Consider the following 18,769-nt stretch of genomic DNA (forward strand, 5'->3'; position numbering starts at 1 on the left):
TTGTACAGTGACTGCGGCCGAGCGGGGGGAGGGATCATGCGCGTGCACTATCCGCGTACTCCTCACCTGCCCTGGTCGCCCGGTGCGACCCCGGACGACGTGCGCGCGGGCGACCTGTCCGGGCTGCGCGGGCGGGAGGTCGTGGTCACCGAGAAGCTCGACGGGGAGAACACCACCCTGTACGCCGACGGGATGCACGCCAGGTCGCTGGACTCGGCCCACCATCCGTCCCGGGCGTGGGTGAAGGGTCTGCAGGGGCGGATCGGCGGGCGGATCCCCGCGGGGTGGCGCGTGTGCGGGGAGAACCTGTACGCCCGGCACTCCATCGCGTACCAGGGGCTGGAGAGCTGGTTCTACGGGTTCTCGGTCTGGGACGGCGATCGGTGCCTGGGCTGGGACCGCACGGTCGGCTTCCTGCGCGGGCTGGGGGTCCCGGTGCCGCCGGTGCTGTGGCGCGGCGTCTTCGACGAGCGGGCGCTGCGGGGGTTGCGGCTGGACCCGGACCGGCAGGAGGGCTACGTGGTGCGGGCCGCCGAGGGGTTCGGGCGGGCGGAGTTCGCGGGGCGGGTGGCCAAGTGGGTGCGGCCGCGGCACGTGCGGACGGACACGCACTGGATGCACGCCACCGTCGTGCCGAACGCTCTGGGCCCGGCGGCGGCGCTGTGGTCGGTGCGCTCGGGCGCGGACCCCGACGTGAGCGCCCTGCTGGCCGCGTTGGACCTGCCCGGAACCGAAGGAGCGGCCCCGGAGGCGATGGCTTCGGGGGCGGTGGCTTCGGGGGCGGTGGCCGAGGTGGTGGCGCGGCTGGACGCTATCGGCCGGTGTGGAGATGCCCGGCTGGCCGGGGTGCTGGCCGTGGTGGCGCACGCCGTGCCGCGGGCCACGTTGGCGGCGCGGCTGGCGGGGCCGCTGGGCATGCGGTCGGCGCGGCGGGTCGCGGACCTGGTCGGGCTGCACGGTGCGCTGCACCGCCCGTACCCGGACGAGGAGCGGCGGGCCGGGCTGGGGCGCATGGCGTTGGCCGCCGACCTGGGCGTGCTGCACGCCGTCGCGGCGTCCGTGCCGGCCGGGCGCGCGGACGACGAGCGCGACCAGGCCCGCGAGCAGGTCGAATGGTCGGCCCTGCACGCCGAGGACGCCGGGCTGCTCGGCCCGGAGCCGCTGGAGCCGTTCCGCGCCGGCCTGCGCGAGGCCCTGGCCGGCCTCGGCGCGGAGGCGGCCGACCGGTGCTGGGCGGAGGCCCGCGACTCCTGGGCCAGGGGACGGATCTCGACGGCCGAGGAGGCCGTGGCGGCGACCTGGCGGTGGCGGTCCAGGCCGTTCCCCAGGCTGGTGCAGCTGGTCGGGCCGTCTGGCAGCGGGAAGAGCACGTTCGCGGCGGGTCTTTCGGGGATCGACGCGTACCTGTCGCTGGACGACCTGCGCCAGGCCCGGGGCTCGCGGGCGGACCAGCGGGCCAACCGGGAGGTGCTCGGCGAGGGGCTCGACCGGCTCGACGCCGCCCTGGCCGCCGGGGGCACCGTGGTGTGGGACGCCACCTCGCTCAACCAGCACCAGCGTTCCCTCGTCCACGCCGTGGCGCGCCGCCGCGACGCGCTGACCACGCACGCGGTCGTGCTGGTGGAGGAGGACGAGCTGCACCGGCGCAACGCCCGCCGCCCCCACCCGGTGCCCGCGCACGTGCTGGCCGCGCAGGCGCACCGGTTCGTCCCGCCGTATCCCGGGCAGGCCCACCGCACCTGGTACGTCGGGGCGCGCGGCACCGTCGACGACGTGGACGGGACCTTGGAGGCGTGATGCGTACCAGTGAGGAGATCTACCACCGGATCCGCTGGGACCCGCGATTCGACCCGTCCCGGTTCGTCCTGGGGGTCGGCCAGCGCAACGCCGCCCCCAAGCGCGTCGCGCTGCCCGCCTTCACCCCGGGAGGCGACATCCCCTGGCACCGGGTGCTGTTCGTCGAGGCGGACGGCGAGCTGGTCTGGGACCGTGCCACGGGCCTGGACCGCGTCGACACCTGCGAGGCCGGCCGGGCACGCGACCCGCGCCGCCTGCGGCCGCCGTTCTTCACGGCCAGGACCCCGCACGCCTGGGATCCGGTGGACGGATGGCGCCCGGCCATCGGACGCGGGCGCGCCGGGCACCCGGCTCCGCGCGTGCTGACGTGGAACACGCTGTGGGACCGCTACGACAGCGATCTCCTCGACACGGCCCGGCGCCGTCGCCTGCTCCTCGCGGCCCTCGAAGCGGGCGACGCCGACGTCATCGCCTTGCAGGAGGTCGAGCCCGAGCTGGTGTCGATGCTGCTGGCGGCCCCCTGGGTACGCGCCGGCTACACCCTCGGCACCGACCCGTACGGCCCGGACATCGACGACAGCGGCCTGCTGCTGCTCAGCCGCCTGCCCGTACGGGAGGCGGCCCGGCACGAGCTCGGCCCGCACAAGTCGGTGGCCGCCATCGCCGTGGACACCGCCACCGGCGTCCTCGTCGTCGCCGCCACCCACCTGACCAGCGACCACTCCGGCGACGGCGCGGCCAGGCGGCGGGCCGAGCTGGCCAGGATCGCCGAGGGGCTGGCCGGTGTGGACGGCGACGTGATCCTGCTGGGCGACTTCAACGACGGCACGGACACCCCCGCGTCCGCGCTCGGCCTGCGCGACGCCTGGACGGAGGCGCACGGACCCGACCAGACCCCCACCTTCGACCCGGACGCCAATCCGCTGGCGGCGCTCGCCTCCCTGTCCGGCCGGGCCTCGCGCCTGGACCGGATCCTGCTGCGCGGCCGGCCTCGAGTGGTCTCGGCGGCCCTGCGCGGCGACACGCCCACCCCCGACGGGCTGTACGTCTCCGACCACTACGGGGTGGAGGCGGTCCTGGACCTCGCGGGTGCGGAGCCCGGCGGGGTGCTCGACGTGCCGCCAACGGCGCGGACGGCGGTGGCGTGGATACCGCCGCGGGAGCTGTGGCCGCCGATCCAGGCCGTCCGCCGCGCGCACGATCCGCAGATCGACCGCTGGCCGCCGCACGTCAACCTGCTCTTCGGTTTCGTGCCGGAGTCGGAGTTCGAGGCGGCGGCGTCCCTGGTGGCCGCGGCCGCCGCCGAGGTCGCGCCGTTCACCGCCAGGCTGGAAGGGGTGCGTACGTTCCGGCACCGCGACCACTCGACGGCCTGGCTCGACCCCGCCGCCGGCGACCCGGCGCCCTGGGCCCGCCTGCGCCGCGCGCTCGAACGCCGCTTCCCCCGCTGCGAGGGACGCCCCGAGGGCTTCACCCCGCACCTGACGCTCGGCCGTACGGACGACCCGATCCGGCTGGCCGGGATGGCGGCGGAGGTGGGAGAGCTGGTGCTGCTGTCGCGCCGCGCGGACGAGGCCATGCGCCCCCGAGCGCGGGTCACCCTGGGCACGGGCGAGATCCACTGGATCGCCGAGCCCGCGACCGGCGGAAAGGAGCAACACGACACCTCGACCGATCGGGTGACCGGCGGAAAGGAGCAGCGCGACGCCTCGGCCGGCCGAAAGGAGCAGCCCGACGACTCGGCCGATCGGGTGGCCCGGCGGCTGGCGGAGGCGCTGCGGCCGGGCGTCGTGTCCGTCGCGGGATCCCGGCGCATGGGCTGCGAACTCCCCGGCGCGGACCTGGACCTGGTGGCCGCGCTGCCCGGCGAACCGGACATGGCCGAGGTCGAGGCCCGGGTGCGGACCGCGCTGCCCGACCTCGACCGGCTGCGCCAGGTGATCGGCGCGCGGGTGCCGGGCCTGCGGTTCCGTACGGACGGGCTGGAGGTGGACCTGACCGTGGTCCCCACCGGATCGCTGCACCCCGAGCAGGCGCCGGCCCGCCGCGCCGAGCTGGGCGAGGCGGCCGCGATCGCCTTGAGCGCGGTCAGCGACGCGGACGCGATCCGCGCCGCCGTCGGCGGGCAGCACGACCGTTTCGTCCTGCTCGCCCGGCGGGTGAAGGCGTGGGCGCGGGCACGCGGCCTGGACTCGGCCCCGTTCGGCGGGCTGCCCGGCCTGGCCTGGACGGTCATGGCCGCGCACACCGTACAGGAGAGCGGCGACCTGCCCGCCGACGACCTGCTGAGCCTCTTCTTCAGTACGTGGGCCGCCTGGGACTGGCGAGACCCGATCGCCCTCGGCCCCGCCTCGCCCCAGTCGGCCCCGATCGCGGTGATGACGCCCAGCGCCCCCGTACGCAACTGCGCCCGCCAGGTCACCCCCGGCGGCCTGGACCTGCTCACCCAGGAGCTCTACCAGGCATGGGAGCTCGTCGAGAGCGGCCGCTCCGCCGAACTGCCCGCACCGCCGCCCCTCCACCGGCGCCACGCGGCCTGGGCGGTCCTGACCGTGCGCTCGGACCGCCCTGAGGAGCTTGACGTGACGCTCGGCCGCGTCAGAGGGCGGATGCTGGACCTGCTCGCCGCCCTGGAAGAGGCCGGGTTGCGGGACGTCCACGCCTGGCCGCGCCCGTTCGAGACCGGTCCTCGATCGGCCCGCTACGCCATCGGGCTGGGCCGCACTCCCCCGCCGGCCGCGCGGCTCGGCGAGATCACCGGCCGATGGGCCAGGGGCCTGCCGGGTGTCACGGTCGAACGGGCCGAGTGCGGCGGCGTACCGACCCTGACCTGACGGACGCCGGTCAGGTGGAGAAGCGCCTGCGGTACGCCCACCCGCCCACCGCGGCCAGCGCCACGACGCCCACCGCCACCAGGGCGGCCAACAGCACGCCGGTGCCCCCGTCGGGACCGGCGGACTCGGTGGCGGCGGACTTGGCAGCGGCGGACCCGGCTGAAGTCGGCTCGGCCGCAGTCGACCCGGCCGCAGTCGACCCGGCGATGGTGGGCTCGGCGGCGCCGGTGTGGCGGACCCGGGTGGACGTGCCCAGGGCGGCGATCAGCTCCCGGGTGACCCCATTGCCGTCGTCACGCCGCAGCGGCCGGTCGCCGGCCGGCAGCGACGCGTTGCCCGAGCAGCTGGACGTGGTCAGCGCCTCGTCACGCCCGCCGGCGAACACCAGGTGGCGGCTGCCCGCGGCGAAGTCGTACCCGCAGGCCGGCCCTTCGCTACGGGTGGAGACCTGGAACCACTCCCGCGCCTGCCCCTTGTAGACGTGGTCGGCGCGGAGGACGGCGATGACGTGCCCTCCGCCGCTCTCATCCGGGCTCACGCCGACCCGAGTCACCGTGCCGGCGAACACGGCGACCGCGCTCTCCATCTGATCTTGCGGGCCCCGTTCCACGCACTTGCAGGCGGACGCCGTGCCGCCGGTGAACATGATCAGCCCTGCCACGAGGGCGAGCAGGGCGAGAACGCGTGCTGTCATGCCCTCTTGACGTACGACGCCGAAGATCGGTTCGCGCAGCCTCAGTACCGGCCTCGGCAGCCTCGGCAGCCGGGCGGCGGCACCGGCCGGGCGTCGCTCCACCCCGCCCGCACGACGGTCGAGGCCACCCCCGCGACGCCCCGCGGGAGGCCGGGCAGGGGCGCCACCTGCTGGACCGCCCACAGCTCGCCGCTCCCCGGGTCGATGACGAGCTGGACGCGGACGGCGTCGTTGACGCGCAGCTGCAGGGTCACACCTCGGCGGCCCGCCGGGTCGCGGACGTCGTCGACCACGCGGGCCCCGGGCAGGGCGGCCAGCATGCGGTAGGCCGCCGCCCGGGTGCCCGGGGTCGCCGGAACGTCCTTGACAAGCCGGATCCCCGCTGCCCGCACCCAGTCGTCCGGGCTCTGGTCGTAGCCGAGCGGGACGTGCCTCAGGAGCTCGGTCCTGAGCGCGGTCGCCTCTCGGGGAAGCGCGAGCAGCTGCTCCAAGGTCGGCTGCCACCCTGGCGCCAGACTCAGAGCCCTCTTCAGCGTGCGCACCGGGTAGAAGCGCAGCTTGGGGTCGCACTCCCGGGCGGGACAGAGCTTCGGGGAGCCCGCCCGCCTCCACGCCGCGGCGGCCTCGGCGCCGTAGGGCTTGGCCGAGACGGGTTCGTACCAGGTGTAGCCGTCGTGGTCCCGCCCGAGCACCAGCACGTCCTTGCCGCGTTCCTCGACGAGGAAGCCCTCCGTACCCTTCGAACGGACGACCTCCTCGATCTCCAGCCACCAGTAGCGGCCGCTGCCCTGAGGCTGCGCCGCGAGCTTGCCGGCTGCCGCGTCCAGGAGTTGTCCGGGGGTGGAGGCGACCTGTTCCCGGCCCGGCGAGGGCACCAGGAGCACGACCGCGCCGATCACGAGGACCACGGCCATCGCCGCGAGCGCGATCCCCCGCCATCCGCGCGCCACCGAACGCCGGCCACGGACCCGCCGCGCCGCAGGGCCCGCGGTCCGACCGGTGGGCCGAGCGGCGGGACGGGCGGCGGGACGGGCGGCGGTGGCTTCGGCGAGCCGGGCCCGTGCCGCGGCGTGCTGCGCCGGCGAAAGCGGCGGTACGTCCGGCATCACCCGGTCGATGAACTCGAGCTCCTTCATCACACCTCCACCCCCAACGCCGCGCGCAGCTTGGTCCTGGCCCTGCTCAGCCGCGAGGCGACGGTTCCCTCGGCGACCTTCAACGCGGCGGCCACCTCCGCGTAGTTCAGCCCGCCGTACGCCACCAGCAGCACGACGTCACGTTCGCCGGCCGAGAGCTTGGTGAGCGCCTTGGCCAGCCGCCCGACCGTCACCTCGGCGGTGAGCCGGTCGATCACCCGGTCGTGGGGCCCGTCGTCGGGCGGCGGCCCGGTTCTCGCCAGCGCGCGGTACCGGCGCACCTCCGTACGCCGGTGCCGCCCGATCAGGTTGGTCGCGATGCCGTACAACCACGGCCTGATCTCGCCGAACGACGGATCGAACGCCTCGCGCTGATCGAAGGCGATCAGAAAGGTCTCGGCCGCGAGGTCCTCGGCCACGTCGAGGCCGACCCGTCGGCCGAGGTAGCGGCGGATCTCCTCGTAGTGGGCGTCGAAGACCGCTTCGAACGCGTCAGGGGCAGTGATCACTCAAGGACTCCCGAATGAGATGGACACCCCTTCTTGCCCGCGGCGAGCCTCGCCTTCCCGCGAATTCTCCATTTACGACATCCGGTTTATTTGTTAAGAAGGTTTATTAACGAATAGACCAGCCTAGAGAGGGACCCCATGGCGCGCTCTCGGCTCATCCTCATCCTGTTATCGGCCTGTGCACTGCTGGTGAACGCCGCGGGCGTGGCGCCGCCCGCCTCCGCGCAGGCCGTACCGGCGACGACCGCCCTGACGGGATACAAGATCCAGTCCACGGCGAAGGTGTCCGACTCCGGGGCCGCGATCTCCACGCCCGGTTACGCGGCCACCGGCTGGTATCCGGTGGGCCCCCGCTCGACCGTCCTCGCCGGCCTGCTGCAGAACAACGTCTACCCGGACCCCTTCTACTCCACGAACATGCAGTCGATCCCGACCGCGGACTTCGACGTGCCGTGGTGGTACCGCTCCGACTTCACCCTCGGCGGCGAGTCCGGATTGCGGACCTTCCTCGACGTCAGCGGCGTGATCTCCAGCGCCGACGTGTGGGTGAACGGCACCCAGGTCGCCACCGCCGCCCAGGTGGCCGGGGCCTACACCCGCAACGAACGGGACGTCACCGCCCTGGTGCACCCGGGCGTCAACTCGGTGGCCTTCCGCATCAACCCGAACAACCCCGACAACCACCTCACGATCGGCTGGATCGACTGGGTGCAGCTGCCGCGCGACGACAACATGGGCATCTTCCGCGACGTCCTGATCCGGCGCAGCGCCGACGTCTCGCTGCGCGACGCGCATGTGATCACGAACCTCGCGGTGCCGGGGCTCGACCGCGCCGACCTCACCATCAAGGTCGACGTCCGCAACGCCACCGGCAGCGCCGTGAACGCCACCGTCAAGGGGACGATCGGCTCGATCGAGTTCTCGCAGGACGTCGCGCTGGCCGCGAACCAGACCAAGCGGATCACGTTCAACCAGACGCTGGCCAACCCGCAGGTGTGGTGGCCGCACACGATGGGCGCCCAGCCCCTCTACGACCTGAACCTCACGGCGACAACCGGCGGCGCGGAGAGCGACACGCTGACCCAGCGCTTCGGCGTGCGCAAGGTGGAGTCCGGCAAGAACGCCGGCGGCCGCCGCTACTACAAGATCAACGGCAGGCCGATCCTGATCAGGGGCGGCGGCTGGTCTCCCGACATCTTCCTCCGCAAGAACCTGGGCTACCTGGAAGACAAGATCCGCTACGTCAAGGACCTCGGCCTCAACACGATCCGCGTCGAAGGCCACCTGGACACCGACGAGCTCTACGACCTGGCCGACAAGTACGGCATCCTGACCATGCCCGGCTGGGAGTGCTGCGACAAGTGGGAAGGCTCCTTCAGCAGCTCCGACTATCCGATCGCCAAGGCGTCCATGCAGGCGGAGGCCACCCGGCTGCGCAACCACCCCAGCGTGATCTCGTTCCTGATCGGCTCGGACAACCCGCCGCCGGCCCAGAAGGAGACCAACTACCTCGACGCCCTCACCGCGGCCGAGTGGCAGCTCCCGATCGTGTCCGTGGCCTCCGACAAGTCGAGCCCGCAACTGGGCAACTCGGGCATGAAGATGCCCGGCCCGTACGACTGGGTGCCGCCGAGCTACTGGTACAACAAGCGCGAAGGCGGGGCGTTCGGCTTCAACTCCGAGACCGGCGCCGGCCCCGACGTCCCGACGCTCGACTCGCTCAAGCGGATGATGACCTCCGCGCAGATCGACTCGCTCTGGCAGAGCCCGAGCGCGACGCAGTATCACCGCTCGCCGTCGAGCACCTTCGACGACCTGACCATCTACCACAACGCCCTCAGAGGCAGGTACGGCGTCCCGTCCGGCCTGACGGACTACATGAAGAAGGCGCAGCTCGCCCAGTACGAGGCGGTCCGAGCGCAGTTCGAGGCCTACGGCCGCAACTTCACCGACTCGAGCAACCCGTCCACGGGCGTCATCTACTGGATGCTCAACAGCGGCTGGTCCTCGCTCCACTGGCAGCTCTTCGACTACTACCTGGACCAGGGCGGCTCCTACTGGGGCGCCCGCGAGGCCAACAAGCCCTTGCACGTGCAGTACTCGTACGACAACAAGTCCGTCGTCGTGGTCAACTCCGGCGTCTCGGCCGCCTCGGGCCTGACCGTCAAGACGGACCTGTTCAACATGGACGGATCCGCCAAGTACAGCAACACCGCGACGGTCAGCGTCCCCGCCGACGGGGGCAAGGCCACCGCGGTGACCGTACCGGCCGTCAGCGGTCTCTCCACGACCTACCTGGTACGGCTGACGCTGCTGCGCGACGGCCAGGAGATCGACCGCAACGTCTACGCCCTGTCCACCTCGGACGACGTGATCGACTGGGACAACAACGACTGGTACTACGTACCGACCTCCAGCTACGCCAACCTGAAGGGCCTCAACAACCTGGCCCAGGCCCCGATCACGGCCACCGCCTCCGCGCCTTCCGACGGCAGGGTCACCGTGACGATCAAGAACACCGGCACCGGGGCCGTCCCCGCCTTCATGCTGGACGCCGATGTGGTGGACGCGGCGGGCAAGCCCGTGCTGCCGATCCAGTGGTCGGACAACGCGATCAGCCTCTGGCCGGGGGAATCCAAGACCCTCACCGCCACGTACCGGGCCTCCGACCTGACCGGCTCGCCGAGCGTGCGGGTGTCCGGGTGGAACACCGCGACCCTCACCGTCCCGACCGGGCCGCCCGACACCCAGAACCCGTCCGTGCCCGGCAACCTGCGCACCACCGGCAAGACCTCGTCCAGCGTCACGCTGGCCTGGGACGCCTCCACCGACAACGTCGGCGTCACCGGCTACGACGTCTACAACGGCACCGCCCTGGCCACGACGGTCACCGGCACCACCGCCACGGTCTCCGGCCTGGCGGCCGGCACGCCGTACACGTTCACGGTCAAGGCCCACGACGCGGCGGGCAACTCCTCAGCACCGTCGAACGCCGTCACCGAGACCACCGGCAGCGGCCCCGCCGTCTACCAGGCGGAGGACGCGACGATCTCGCAGGGCGTGGTGGAGTCCAACCACGCGGGCTACACCGGCACGGGGTTCGTGAACTACGACAACGTGACGGGCAGCTACGTGGAGTGGACGGTGAACGCCGCGACGGCGGGGCCGGTCACCCTGGAGCTCCGCTTCGCCAACGGCACCACGGCCAACCGGCCGATGACCATCGCGGTCAACGGCACCTCGGTCACCCGCGACTTCACCGGCACCGGCGCCTGGACCACCTGGCAGACCGTCACCCTGACCGCCGACCTCGCCCAGGGAGTGAACAAGATCAGAGCCACCGCCACCACGTCGAACGGCGGCCCCAACGTCGACCGCCTCTCGGTGAGCTGACCCCGCCGCTCAGCGCTCGGCCCGGCGCCGGAGCAGTTCGGCGGTGGCCTGGTCGGCGGGCAGGAACGCCTCCAGGTGCAGCTCGGCGAGCGTGACGTCGGTCGCCGTGGCGAACGAGGTCAGCGTCGTGATGAGGCGTAGCTCCCCGTCCGCCGAGGCCAGCCTCATGGGGACGGAGAAACCGAGATGCCCGGGCCCGACCGGCGCCTGGGGGACGTAGCCGGCCAGTTCGGCGGCGAAGTCCTCCAGGCGCGGGTCCGGGCTCCGGCGGGCTCGGGCACGGAGGTTCTCGATGATGTGCCGGCCCCATTCGCCCAGGTTGCGCACCCTCGGGGCCATCCCGTCCGGATGGAGCATGAGCCGCAGCATGTTGACCGGCGGTTCGAGCAGCTCGGGCGCCGCGCCCTCGGTGAACACCTCGACGGCGTCATTTGCCGCCACCACCCGGCCGTACGGCGCGATGACGAGGGCCGGATACGGCAGGTGACCGTACAGGATCTGTTCGAGCGCGGCGCGGACCGGCCGCAGCGCCGACTCCTCCAGGCCCGACTCGGCGAACACCGGCGCGTAGCCGGCCGCGGTGAGCAGGTCGTTGCGCTCCCGCAGCGACAGCCCGAGCGACTCGGCCAGCCGGATCACGATCGCGCGCCCTGGCCGGGAACGGCCGCTCTCGATGAAGCTCAGATGGCGCTGGGTCGTGCCGGCCAGCGTGGCCAGTTCGAGCTGGCTGACCCGGCGAAGCCCGCGCCAGCGTCTCAGCTCCGTGCCGACGCCGTTCTCCATGGTTGTGCTGCTCACCGCTCTGTTCTATCCGGTCGCCGTGCGGGCCCGCGATTCCCCCCGGGGAATTGCCGGCTGCCATGGCCGCCCCGCACGATCGTGCCCACTCATGCGGAACCGGAAAGGACATCAGATGAAGAGCTACCGCCTCGTGCCCGGACGCGGCCTCGACGGGCTGACGCTGCACGACCGCGACGAGCCCGAACCGGGGCGCGGGCAGGTCGTGGTCAGGATCCGCGCGAACTCCCTCGGGTTCCGCGACCTGCGCGTGCTGTCCGGGGACTATCCCCTGCCGGTCACTCCCGGCGTGGTGCCCGGCTGCGAGGGAGTGGGAGAGGTCGTGGCGGTCGGCGCGGACGTCACCCGGGTCAGGCCGGGTGACCGGGTGGCGGCCACCGTCTTCCCGCGCTGGCTGGACGGCCCGTTCCGGCGCGAGGACGCCGCCCAGCTCGGCACCATGATCGACGGCGTGCTGACCGAGTACGCGCTGCTGAGCGAGGACGGCGTCGTGCACATCCCCGAGCACCTGTCGTACGAGGAGGCCGCGGCGCTGCCGCTGGCGGCGGTGACCGCGTGGAACTCCCTGACCTCCGGCGGCGCCCCGCAGGCCGGCACGACCGTGCTGACGCTCGGGTCGGGCGCCGTGTCGCTGTTCGTGCTGCTCTTCGCCAAGCTGGCCGGGGCCAGAGTGATCGTGACCACGTCCGGCCCCGCCAAGGCCGAGCGGCTGAAGGCGCTCGGAGCCGACGAGGTGATCAACTACCGGGAGAACCCGGCCTGGTGGAAGGAGGTGCACGCGCTGACCGACGGCCGGGGAGCCGATCGCGTCGTCGACGCGACGGGGCCGCTGGAGCAGTCGCTGCGGTCCGTCTCGGCCGGCGGCGAGGTCGCCTTCGTCGGCTACTGGCTCTCCGGCGCCGAAGGAGCCACACCGGTCGACCCCGCCACCCTGTTCATGGCCGGTTCGGTGCTGCGCCGGATCGCCACCGGCAGCCGGGCCCATTTCCTCGAGCTGAACCGGGCCGTCGAGGCGCACCGGCTGCGCCCGGTGATCGACCGGGTGTTCCCGTTCGAGCAGGTACCCGACGCCTTCGCCTACTGCGGGTCAGGCGGCGGCTTCGGCAAGGTGATCGTCAGCCACGCCTGACCCGCCCGCTCAGCCGGCCGTCCAGATGCGGCTGCGCAGGTCCATGCCGCGGATGACCTGGACCCGGAAGGGGTCGAGGCGCAGGACGTGCAGCTTGGGGTCGGCCGGCGAGCGCCAGAAGGCGCCCAGGTCGTACCCGGCGCCCCGGGGGCTGGTGGCGCGGTAGAGGTCCCACACGCGCCGCCGCACGTCCGGGTCGTCCACCCACGCGGCCACGGCGTCGACGGCGACCGAGCTGTTGCCGGGCTTCCAGTACGAGAACGAGGTGTGCGGGTTGCCGGCCAGGTGGGCCGCCTTGACCGGGGTCCGGTAGGTGGCCAGCCAACCCAGCGGCCGCCCGTCCACGTTCTCCCAGATGGGGATGAGCACCCGGGTGCGCGGGCGGTTGCGGGCGTCCACGGTGACCATGGTGGCGTACACGGTGGCGCCGACGGTGGCGTTGAACTCGGCCTCGATCTCCGCGAAGGACGTCATCGCGCGGCTCCCTTCCGCAGGCCGAAAGCGCTGACCACGACGGCCAGGGCCGCGGCGGCGATCGGCACGGCGAGCGCGGTGCGGTAGGCGCCGAGCAGGTCCCCCGCGTCCGCCACGGCCACGATCACCGTGGTGCTGGCCGCCAGCCCGAGCGCCGCGCCGAACTGGAAGGAGGTGTAGAGCAGCCCGCCGGCCAGGCCCTGCTCGCTCTCGTCCACGCCGTCGGTGGCGACGATGGTGAGCGGACCGTACGCGAGAGCGAACGCCACCCCCAGGATGATCATGGTGGGGAACATCGCGAGATAGACGGTGTCCATGCCGATGGGCAGGAACAACACGTACGAGAGCAGGGCGAACAGCAGCCCGGCCAGGATGACCCTCGCGTTGCCGAACCGGTTGACCAGCCGCGGGGTCAGGGTCGGCGCGAGGACGGCGTCCGCGCCGACCGCGAGCATGGCCAGGCTGGTCTGCAGCGAGGTCCAGCCGCGCACCTCCTGGAGATACAGGACCGCGATGAACTGGAAGCCGAAGAAGGCCCCGGAGAACAGCAGCCCCGCGAGGTTGGCGCGGACGAGCGGCGCGGAGCGGAAGATGCCCAGGCGCACCAGCGGCGCGGCGGAGCGGCGTTCGATCACGAGGAAGAGCGCGACCAGGGCCAGCCCGGTGACCAGCGCGCCGGCGGTCCACCCGGCGCCCACGTGGGCGGCGCGCTCGACGCCGAGCACCAGCAGCATGATGGCGGCGGTGATGGTCACCGCGCCCGCCACGTCCAGCCTGCGTTCCTGGGAACGTTCCATGGGACTGGCCGGGATCAGCGGCACCGCCAGGACCAGGATGATCAGGGCAAGCACCGCCGGCGCGAACAGCACCCAGCGCCAGTCCACGGCGGCGAGCAGGCCGCCGAGCACCAGCCCGAGGGAGAAACCGCCGGCGGCGGTGCCCGAGTACACCAGGAGCGCCTGGTTGCGCCGCGGCCCCTCCTCGAAACTCGTGGTGATGATGGACAACCCGGCGGGGGTCATGACCGCGGCGGCGACGCCCGCCACGAAACGGGCGGCGATGAGCATCCAGCCCTCACTGGCCAGCCCGCCCAGGGCGGAGACGACGAGGAAGACCGCCAGCCAGGCCAGGAACATCCGGCGGCGGCCGAACAGGTCGGCCGCCCGACCGCCGACCAGCATGAACCCGCCGTAGCCCAGGACGTAGGCGCTGATCACCCACTGCAGCTCACCCGTGGACAGGCCGAGGTCGGCCCGGATGGCGGGCAGGGCCACGTTGAGCATCGCGACGTTGATCCCCTCGAGGAAGATCGCGCCGCACAGGACGAACAGCATCCCCCAGGCCTTGGGGGTCATGCGCAACGACGGCGAAGAAGAGTGCGTGGTTGTGGACACAGGGACGACTCCTATGGTTCTTTTTCGTAACAAAGGAATCTTGCGTGACCATGGGGAAGCAATGGAAGACGGCACTTCAAAGGCACTCGGTTACTGCACGGGAACCATGGACGACCAGGTCGTCCAGTGGGACACCCGGGCCGACTGCGACGTGCGGAAGATCCTCGACCGCGTCGCGGACAAGTGGTCGCTGCTGGTCATCGCCCTGCTCGACCGCCGTACGATGCGCTTCTCCGAGCTGCGCCGCGCCATCGACGGGGTCAGCCAGCGCATGCTCACCGTGACGCTGCGCCAGCTGGAGCGCGACGGGCTCGTGACCCGAACCGTCTATCCGGTGGTGCCGCCGCGGGTGGAGTACGAGCTGACCGCGCTCGGCATCTCGCTGCACGAGGTGATCAAGTCGCTGGTCGTCTGGACCGAGGAGCACCAGCGGGAGATCTCCGACGCCCGCACCGCGTACGACGACCGGACCGCCGAGGAGGAGCGCCTGCTCCAAGCCCCCGCAGCGCGCTGATTTACGCCTCGGGGCCGAAGACCCCGGGATACGCCCCGCCCGGCTCGGGATCGAGCCCCTTCCACAGCGCCCGCAGGATGCCGTGCAGCTGGGCCACCTGCTCGCCGGTGAGCGGGTCGAACAGGCGCCTGCGCACCTCCTCCACGTGCGCGGGCGCCGCCTGCGCGAGAGCGGCGAAGCCGTCGTCGGTCAACTCGGCCATGGTCACCCGCCGGTTGTCGGGGTGCGGTGACCGCCGCACCCAGCCGCGCTCCTCCAGCCGCGCCACCGCGTGGGACAGGCGGCTGAGCGAGGAGTAGACCTGCGCGGCCAGGCCGGTCATCGACATGCGCCGCTCGGGGACCTCCGAGAGCGTCGCCAGGATCATGTAGTACGTGTACGGCATCCCGGCGTCGTGCTGCAGCTGCCGGTCGAGGGCGTCGCCGAGCAACCGGGTCGTCCACAGATATGCCCGCCAGGTCTGCTGTTCGTCGTCGTCGAGCCACCGTGCTTCCATGCCGCCCATCCTAGCTTGAACTCTCAACCTTTGAGGTGTAGCGTCCACACTTGAACGCTCAACCTTAGGGAGAAATCATGAAAATTGGCGACTTGGAAGTGGGCAGCATCGGTTTCGGCGCCATGCGGCTGTCGGCCGACGGCACGATCTGGGAGGCGCCCGCCGACCGGCAGGGCCCCCTGGCCGTCCTGCGCCGCGCGGTCGAACTCGGCGTACGGCACATCGACACCTCCGACGCCTACGCGCTGGGCGCGAACGAGGAGCTCATCGCCGAAGCCCTGCACCCCTACGCCGACGACGTCGTGATCGCCACCAAGGGCGGCGTGACCCGGCCGAGCGTCGAGGAGTGGATCCCGCTGGGGCGCCCCGAGTACCTGCGCCAGCAGGCCGAGCTGAGCCTGCGCCGCCTGCGCCGCGACGTGATCGACCTGTACTACCTGCACCGCGTCGACCCCCAGGTCCCGCTCGCCGACCAGGTCGGCGCCCTGGCGCAACTGCGGGAGGAGGGCAAGATCCGCCACATCGGCCTGTCGGAGGTGACGGTGGACCAGCTGGAGGAGGCGCGCGGGATCGCCCCCGTCGCCGCCGTCCAGAACCTCTACAACCTCACCGACCGCACCCACGAGAAGGTCGTGGACTACGCCGGCGAGCACGGGATCGCGTTCGTCCCGTTCTTCCCGATCGCCGTCGGCGACCACGCCAAGGCGGGCGGCCCCGTGGCCACCGTGGCGACCGAGATCGGGGCGACCCCGGCCCAGACCGCCCTGGCCTGGCTGCTGCGCCGCTCGCCGGCCATGTTCCCCATCCCCGGCACGACCTCCGTGGCACATCTGGAGGAGAACGTCGCGGCGGCGGGTCTCACGCTGACCGACGAGCAGTTCGCCCGGCTGGACCAGGCGTCATAGGGCCTAGGGGGCCGGTTTGACGTTCTTCATCGTGAAGTGCGAGGTGACGTTCCTGATCCGCGGGATGGTCATGACGTACGTGCTGAGGAAGGTCTCGTAGGCGGCCAGGTCGGCGACGGCCACGCGGACGAAGTAGTCGGGGCTGCCGAACAGCCGCCGCAGCTCGATGACCTCCGGGGCCCGCGCCAGGGTCTGCTCGAAGCGCTCGACGGTCTCCGCGTCCTGGGCGTCGAGGGTGAGGTCGAGCAGGACCTCGAACGACCGGCCCACGGCGGTGGGATCGATGACCGCCCGGTAACCGCGGATGACGCCCTCGGCCTCCAGTCGCTGGACGCGCCGCAGGCACGGGCCGGGGGTGAGCCCGACCCGCTGGGCCAGCTCCACGTTCGTCAGCCGCCCGTCCCGTTCCAGCTCGGCAATGATTGCCCGGTCGGTCACATCCATGAGAGAAGATTGCATCGTCAGGGCATTCGGGCGCAATATTCGCAACCACATGTCGCGCGTTCTGCGAGACCATGGAGGGGTGCAAGATGTAGTTTCGCCCCAGATGACCGCTCCACCCCCGACCACCCGGAAGGAGCAGATCATCGCGGGGGTACGCGACTCCTTCTCCGCGGGGCTGGGGATCTTCCCGCTGGGGATCGCCCTCGGCCTGCTGGTCATCCAGGCCGGCCTTTCCTGGTGGCTGGCCCCCGCCCTGTCGTTGGCCGCGTTCGCCGGATCGCTCGAACTGCTGCTGGTGGGCATGATGGCGAGCGTCACGCCGCTCGCCGCCGTCGCGCTCACCGTCCTGGTGGTCAACTTCCGGCACGTCTTCTACGCCTTCTCCTTCCCGCTCCACCTGGTCAGGAACCGGCTGGCCAAGGCGTACGCCGTCTACGCGATGATCGACGAGGCCTACGCCGTCAACGCCTCGCTGCCCGCGGCGGAGCGCTCGGCGCCCCGGCTGCTGGCGATGCAGCTCGCCTGCCAGACCTACTGGGTCGGCGGCGGCCTGGTCGGCGTGGCCGTCGGCGCGGCTCTGCCCGCGCCGATCAAGGGCCTGGAGTTCGCCCTGTGCGCCCTGTTCACCGTGCTCACCCTGGACGCGTTCCGCTCCCGCCGGGAGATCCCCTCGGTGCTGCTGGCGGGGGCGAGCGTGGCCGTCGCGCTCGTCCTCACCCCGGGGGTCGCCATGTTCACCGCGTTGCTGCTGTTCGTGGCGCTGCTGCTGGTCCGGCACGCGCTCACCGCCCGCCGATCCGCCCCGGAGGCCGCCGATGCCTAGCACCGCCTACCTCGCCGCCGTCCTCGCGATCGTCTTCGCCATCACCCTCGCGCTGCGCGCCGTCCCCTTCGCGGTGCTGCGCACGCTGCGCGGCTCGGCGATCGTGCGGCAACTCTCGGTGTGGATGCCGGTCGGCATCCTCGCCATCCTCGCCGTGACCGCCCTGCACGGCACCATCGCCGCCGAGCCGCGCGCGACGCTGTACGCGCTGCTCGCGGTCGCCGTCACGGCAGGCGTCCATCTCGCGTTCGGCCGCCGGACGATCCTGAGCGTCGGGATCGGCACCGCGGCCTACGTCGTCCTCGTCAACGCCTTCTGAATCAGAGGGCGTTGAGCGCGCCCAAGGTCCTTACTGGGGACGGAGCCGCTGCCCGAAGCCCGTGACGATGGCGTCCAGCCCCGTGGTGAACCACCGTTCGTAGAAGTCGAGTGCGGCGGGCCCGGGCGGAGGAGCGGGGGCGTCGGAGCCGGGCGGCGTGCCCACCTGGGCGAGGGCGTGCCCGAGCACGTAGACGCCGACGGACTGGATGACGATCAGCGACTCGTCCTGCTCGATGCCGGCGGCGGTGAAGCGGCCGAGCACACCCGCCAGCAGCGGCAGGGAGCTTTCGACGTCGACCGGGTAGGTGGCCAGCAGCGGCACGGCGTGCGGGTGGTCGAGCAGCATGCGCCGGTACGCCACGGCGAACCGCGTCACCGCATCCGTCCACGTCGGGCCGGGCTCGAACCCGGCGAGCGCGGTGGCGAACAGGCGATTGACGATCGCGGCCAGAATGGCGTCGCGATTGGGCACATGCCGGTACAGCGACATCGCGGCCACCCCGAGACGGGCGCCGATGCCCCGCATGGTCACCGCGTCCAGTCCCTCCTCATCGAGGAGGGCGATGGCCGCGGTGACGATCTGCTCGGTGGTCAGCTGGGGCGGCCGCCCGCCCCGGCCACGTGATGGCGGCTTGGTGCTCATGCGGCCAGTGTGACAGCCAGCGTGGTGCCGAGCATGGCCATACTGAGCAGTCCGACGATCATATGCTGGACGTCGGGGACGACCGCGTGCCCGTCCGCAGGCAGGATCTTGAGGGTGCGGGCGTAGTCGCGCTCGTAGACCTGCCGCTGGGCTTCGGAGCTCAGCCCGAAGTACGGCAGCCACCAATTGGCCAGGTGCCCGGCCAGGATCAGCCCGCATAACGCCGACGCGGCGATCAGCGACCATGGCCGGCGCAGGGCGATGCCGGCGGCGATGAGCAGCGGGAACGGGTAGTTGATCGACGCGGCGAGCAGCCGTGGCCGCAGGTTGCCGGGCTTCAGGTCGTTGAGCGGGAACATCGGCACCCACTCGGTCAGGGCCAGCCAGGCCAGCCAGAGGAGAGGGAGTGCGATGGCGATCGTGGTCACGGCGACCTCCCGGGTCGGAGTTTGTGTACCACGTAAG

The 18,769-nt window shown here is 72.2% G+C and carries 18 protein-coding genes; 8 read left to right on the top strand and 10 right to left on the bottom strand.

Going from position 1 to position 18,769, the window contains the following annotated elements; all coding sequences use genetic code 11:
* Window positions 1-36 precede the first annotated feature (36 nt).
* Complete coding sequence (locus ACWDRB_RS48605) at window positions 37-1,797, top strand: RNA ligase family protein (RefSeq protein WP_449906154.1); 1,761 nt, start codon at window positions 37-39, stop codon at window positions 1,795-1,797.
* Entirely contained in the window at window positions 1,797-4,631 is a 2,835-nt protein-coding gene (locus ACWDRB_RS48610) for a poly(A) polymerase (RefSeq protein ID WP_449906157.1), read from the top strand. The genes ACWDRB_RS48605 and ACWDRB_RS48610 overlap by 1 nt, the downstream gene beginning before the upstream one ends.
* A gap of 10 nt (window positions 4,632-4,641) precedes the next feature.
* On the opposite strand, the gene ACWDRB_RS48615 is transcribed toward ACWDRB_RS48610, so the two are convergent.
* From ACWDRB_RS48615 to ACWDRB_RS48625, 3 genes are read right to left on the bottom strand one after another with little or no spacing between them, the layout of a single operon-like run.
* A complete protein-coding gene (locus ACWDRB_RS48615; RefSeq protein ID WP_449906160.1) occupies window positions 4,642-5,325 on the bottom strand; it encodes a hypothetical protein in 684 nt (227 codons plus the stop codon).
* 41 nt (window positions 5,326-5,366) lie between these two features.
* Window positions 5,367-6,461 carry a hypothetical protein gene (locus tag ACWDRB_RS48620; RefSeq protein ID WP_449906162.1) on the bottom strand — a complete coding sequence of 365 codons (1,095 nt, stop codon included), beginning with the start codon at window positions 6,459-6,461 and terminating at the stop codon, window positions 5,367-5,369.
* Window positions 6,461-6,970, bottom strand: a complete 510-nt coding sequence (locus ACWDRB_RS48625; protein ID WP_355212715.1) for an RNA polymerase sigma factor — start codon at window positions 6,968-6,970, stop codon at window positions 6,461-6,463. The genes ACWDRB_RS48620 and ACWDRB_RS48625 overlap by 1 nt, the downstream gene beginning before the upstream one ends.
* 138 nt (window positions 6,971-7,108) lie before the next feature.
* Here ACWDRB_RS48625 and ACWDRB_RS48630 point away from each other — a divergent pair, with 138 nt between their 5' ends.
* Complete coding sequence (locus tag ACWDRB_RS48630; RefSeq protein ID WP_449906165.1) at window positions 7,109-10,363, top strand: glycosyl hydrolase 2 galactose-binding domain-containing protein; 3,255 nt, start codon at window positions 7,109-7,111, stop codon at window positions 10,361-10,363.
* A gap of 9 nt (window positions 10,364-10,372) precedes the next feature.
* Here the strand turns inward: ACWDRB_RS48630 and ACWDRB_RS48635 are convergent, their stop codons facing one another.
* The gene (locus tag ACWDRB_RS48635) at window positions 10,373-11,161 is read right to left on the bottom strand and encodes a helix-turn-helix domain-containing protein (RefSeq protein WP_449906168.1); all 789 of its coding nucleotides are present in this window, start codon (window positions 11,159-11,161) and stop codon (window positions 10,373-10,375) included.
* A gap of 115 nt (window positions 11,162-11,276) precedes the next feature.
* On the opposite strand from ACWDRB_RS48635, the gene ACWDRB_RS48640 reads away from it, so the two are divergent.
* Window positions 11,277-12,290 (top strand): zinc-dependent alcohol dehydrogenase family protein, encoded by a 1,014-nt coding sequence (locus tag ACWDRB_RS48640; RefSeq protein ID WP_449906171.1) that lies wholly within the window; start codon window positions 11,277-11,279, stop codon window positions 12,288-12,290.
* Between the two features lie 9 nt (window positions 12,291-12,299).
* Here the strand turns inward: ACWDRB_RS48640 and ACWDRB_RS48645 are convergent, their stop codons facing one another.
* Both ACWDRB_RS48645 and ACWDRB_RS48650 read right to left on the bottom strand, forming a co-directional pair.
* On the bottom strand, window positions 12,300-12,764 hold the full coding sequence (locus ACWDRB_RS48645) for a pyridoxamine 5'-phosphate oxidase family protein (RefSeq protein WP_449906173.1): 465 nt from the start codon (window positions 12,762-12,764) through the stop codon (window positions 12,300-12,302).
* Complete coding sequence (locus ACWDRB_RS48650) at window positions 12,761-14,158, bottom strand: MFS transporter (protein ID WP_449906176.1); 1,398 nt, start codon at window positions 14,156-14,158, stop codon at window positions 12,761-12,763. Before ACWDRB_RS48650 ends, ACWDRB_RS48645 begins: the two co-directional genes overlap by 4 nt.
* A 106-nt stretch (window positions 14,159-14,264) precedes the next feature.
* Here ACWDRB_RS48650 and ACWDRB_RS48655 point away from each other — a divergent pair, with 106 nt between their 5' ends.
* On the top strand, window positions 14,265-14,672 hold the full coding sequence (locus ACWDRB_RS48655) for a winged helix-turn-helix transcriptional regulator (protein ID WP_449906179.1): 408 nt from the start codon (window positions 14,265-14,267) through the stop codon (window positions 14,670-14,672).
* 1 nt (window position 14,673) lies between these two features.
* Here ACWDRB_RS48655 and ACWDRB_RS48660 read toward each other — a convergent pair whose 3' ends face one another.
* Window positions 14,674-15,168, bottom strand: coding sequence for a MarR family winged helix-turn-helix transcriptional regulator (locus ACWDRB_RS48660; RefSeq protein WP_449906182.1), 495 nt, complete (start codon window positions 15,166-15,168; stop codon window positions 14,674-14,676).
* A 77-nt stretch (window positions 15,169-15,245) separates the two neighbouring features.
* On the opposite strand from ACWDRB_RS48660, the gene ACWDRB_RS48665 reads away from it, so the two are divergent.
* Window positions 15,246-16,073 carry an aldo/keto reductase gene (locus ACWDRB_RS48665; protein ID WP_449906185.1) on the top strand — a complete coding sequence of 276 codons (828 nt, stop codon included), beginning with the start codon at window positions 15,246-15,248 and terminating at the stop codon, window positions 16,071-16,073.
* Window positions 16,074-16,076: 3 nt separating this feature from the next.
* Here ACWDRB_RS48665 and ACWDRB_RS48670 read toward each other — a convergent pair whose 3' ends face one another.
* Window positions 16,077-16,517 carry an Lrp/AsnC family transcriptional regulator gene (locus ACWDRB_RS48670; protein ID WP_449906188.1) on the bottom strand — a complete coding sequence of 147 codons (441 nt, stop codon included), beginning with the start codon at window positions 16,515-16,517 and terminating at the stop codon, window positions 16,077-16,079.
* Window positions 16,518-16,620: 103 nt separating this feature from the next.
* On the opposite strand from ACWDRB_RS48670, the gene ACWDRB_RS48675 reads away from it, so the two are divergent.
* Together ACWDRB_RS48675 and ACWDRB_RS48680 are read left to right on the top strand one after the other, a co-directional pair.
* Window positions 16,621-17,340, top strand: a complete 720-nt coding sequence (locus tag ACWDRB_RS48675) for an AzlC family ABC transporter permease (protein ID WP_449906191.1) — start codon at window positions 16,621-16,623, stop codon at window positions 17,338-17,340.
* Window positions 17,333-17,659, top strand: a complete 327-nt coding sequence (locus ACWDRB_RS48680) for a branched-chain amino acid transporter permease (RefSeq protein WP_449906194.1) — start codon at window positions 17,333-17,335, stop codon at window positions 17,657-17,659. The genes ACWDRB_RS48675 and ACWDRB_RS48680 overlap by 8 nt, the downstream gene beginning before the upstream one ends.
* A 30-nt stretch (window positions 17,660-17,689) precedes the next feature.
* Here ACWDRB_RS48680 and ACWDRB_RS48685 read toward each other — a convergent pair whose 3' ends face one another.
* Window positions 17,690-18,304 (bottom strand): TetR/AcrR family transcriptional regulator, encoded by a 615-nt coding sequence (locus ACWDRB_RS48685; RefSeq protein WP_449906197.1) that lies wholly within the window; start codon window positions 18,302-18,304, stop codon window positions 17,690-17,692.
* Window positions 18,301-18,732 (bottom strand): hypothetical protein, encoded by a 432-nt coding sequence (locus ACWDRB_RS48690; RefSeq protein WP_449906200.1) that lies wholly within the window; start codon window positions 18,730-18,732, stop codon window positions 18,301-18,303. The genes ACWDRB_RS48685 and ACWDRB_RS48690 overlap by 4 nt, the downstream gene beginning before the upstream one ends.
* Window positions 18,733-18,769 lie beyond the last annotated feature (37 nt).

Source organism: Nonomuraea sp. NPDC003707, assembly GCF_053587055.1.

Bases quoted from the DNA above. Each gene is read 5' to 3' on its own strand.
- ACWDRB_RS48620 (WP_449906162.1), bottom strand. From the start codon at position 6,461: ATGAAGGAGCTCGAGTTCATCGACCGGGTGATGCCGGACGTACCGCCG.
- ACWDRB_RS48645 (WP_449906173.1), bottom strand. From the start codon at position 12,764: ATGACGTCCTTCGCGGAGATCGAGGCCGAGTTCAACGCCACCGTCGGC.
- ACWDRB_RS48655 (WP_449906179.1), top strand. From the start codon at position 14,265: ATGGACGACCAGGTCGTCCAGTGGGACACCCGGGCCGACTGCGACGTG.
- ACWDRB_RS48665 (WP_449906185.1), top strand. From the start codon at position 15,246: ATGAAAATTGGCGACTTGGAAGTGGGCAGCATCGGTTTCGGCGCCATG.
- ACWDRB_RS48630 (WP_449906165.1), top strand. From the start codon at position 7,109: ATGGCGCGCTCTCGGCTCATCCTCATCCTGTTATCGGCCTGTGCACTG.
- ACWDRB_RS48670 (WP_449906188.1), bottom strand. From the start codon at position 16,517: ATGGATGTGACCGACCGGGCAATCATTGCCGAGCTGGAACGGGACGGG.
- ACWDRB_RS48685 (WP_449906197.1), bottom strand. From the start codon at position 18,304: ATGAGCACCAAGCCGCCATCACGTGGCCGGGGCGGGCGGCCGCCCCAG.
- ACWDRB_RS48605 (WP_449906154.1), top strand. From the start codon at position 37: ATGCGCGTGCACTATCCGCGTACTCCTCACCTGCCCTGGTCGCCCGGT.
- ACWDRB_RS48675 (WP_449906191.1), top strand. From the start codon at position 16,621: ATGACCGCTCCACCCCCGACCACCCGGAAGGAGCAGATCATCGCGGGG.
- ACWDRB_RS48660 (WP_449906182.1), bottom strand. From the start codon at position 15,168: ATGGAAGCACGGTGGCTCGACGACGACGAACAGCAGACCTGGCGGGCA.
- ACWDRB_RS48610 (WP_449906157.1), top strand. From the start codon at position 1,797: ATGCGTACCAGTGAGGAGATCTACCACCGGATCCGCTGGGACCCGCGA.
- ACWDRB_RS48680 (WP_449906194.1), top strand. From the start codon at position 17,333: ATGCCTAGCACCGCCTACCTCGCCGCCGTCCTCGCGATCGTCTTCGCC.
- ACWDRB_RS48615 (WP_449906160.1), bottom strand. From the start codon at position 5,325: ATGACAGCACGCGTTCTCGCCCTGCTCGCCCTCGTGGCAGGGCTGATC.
- ACWDRB_RS48640 (WP_449906171.1), top strand. From the start codon at position 11,277: ATGAAGAGCTACCGCCTCGTGCCCGGACGCGGCCTCGACGGGCTGACG.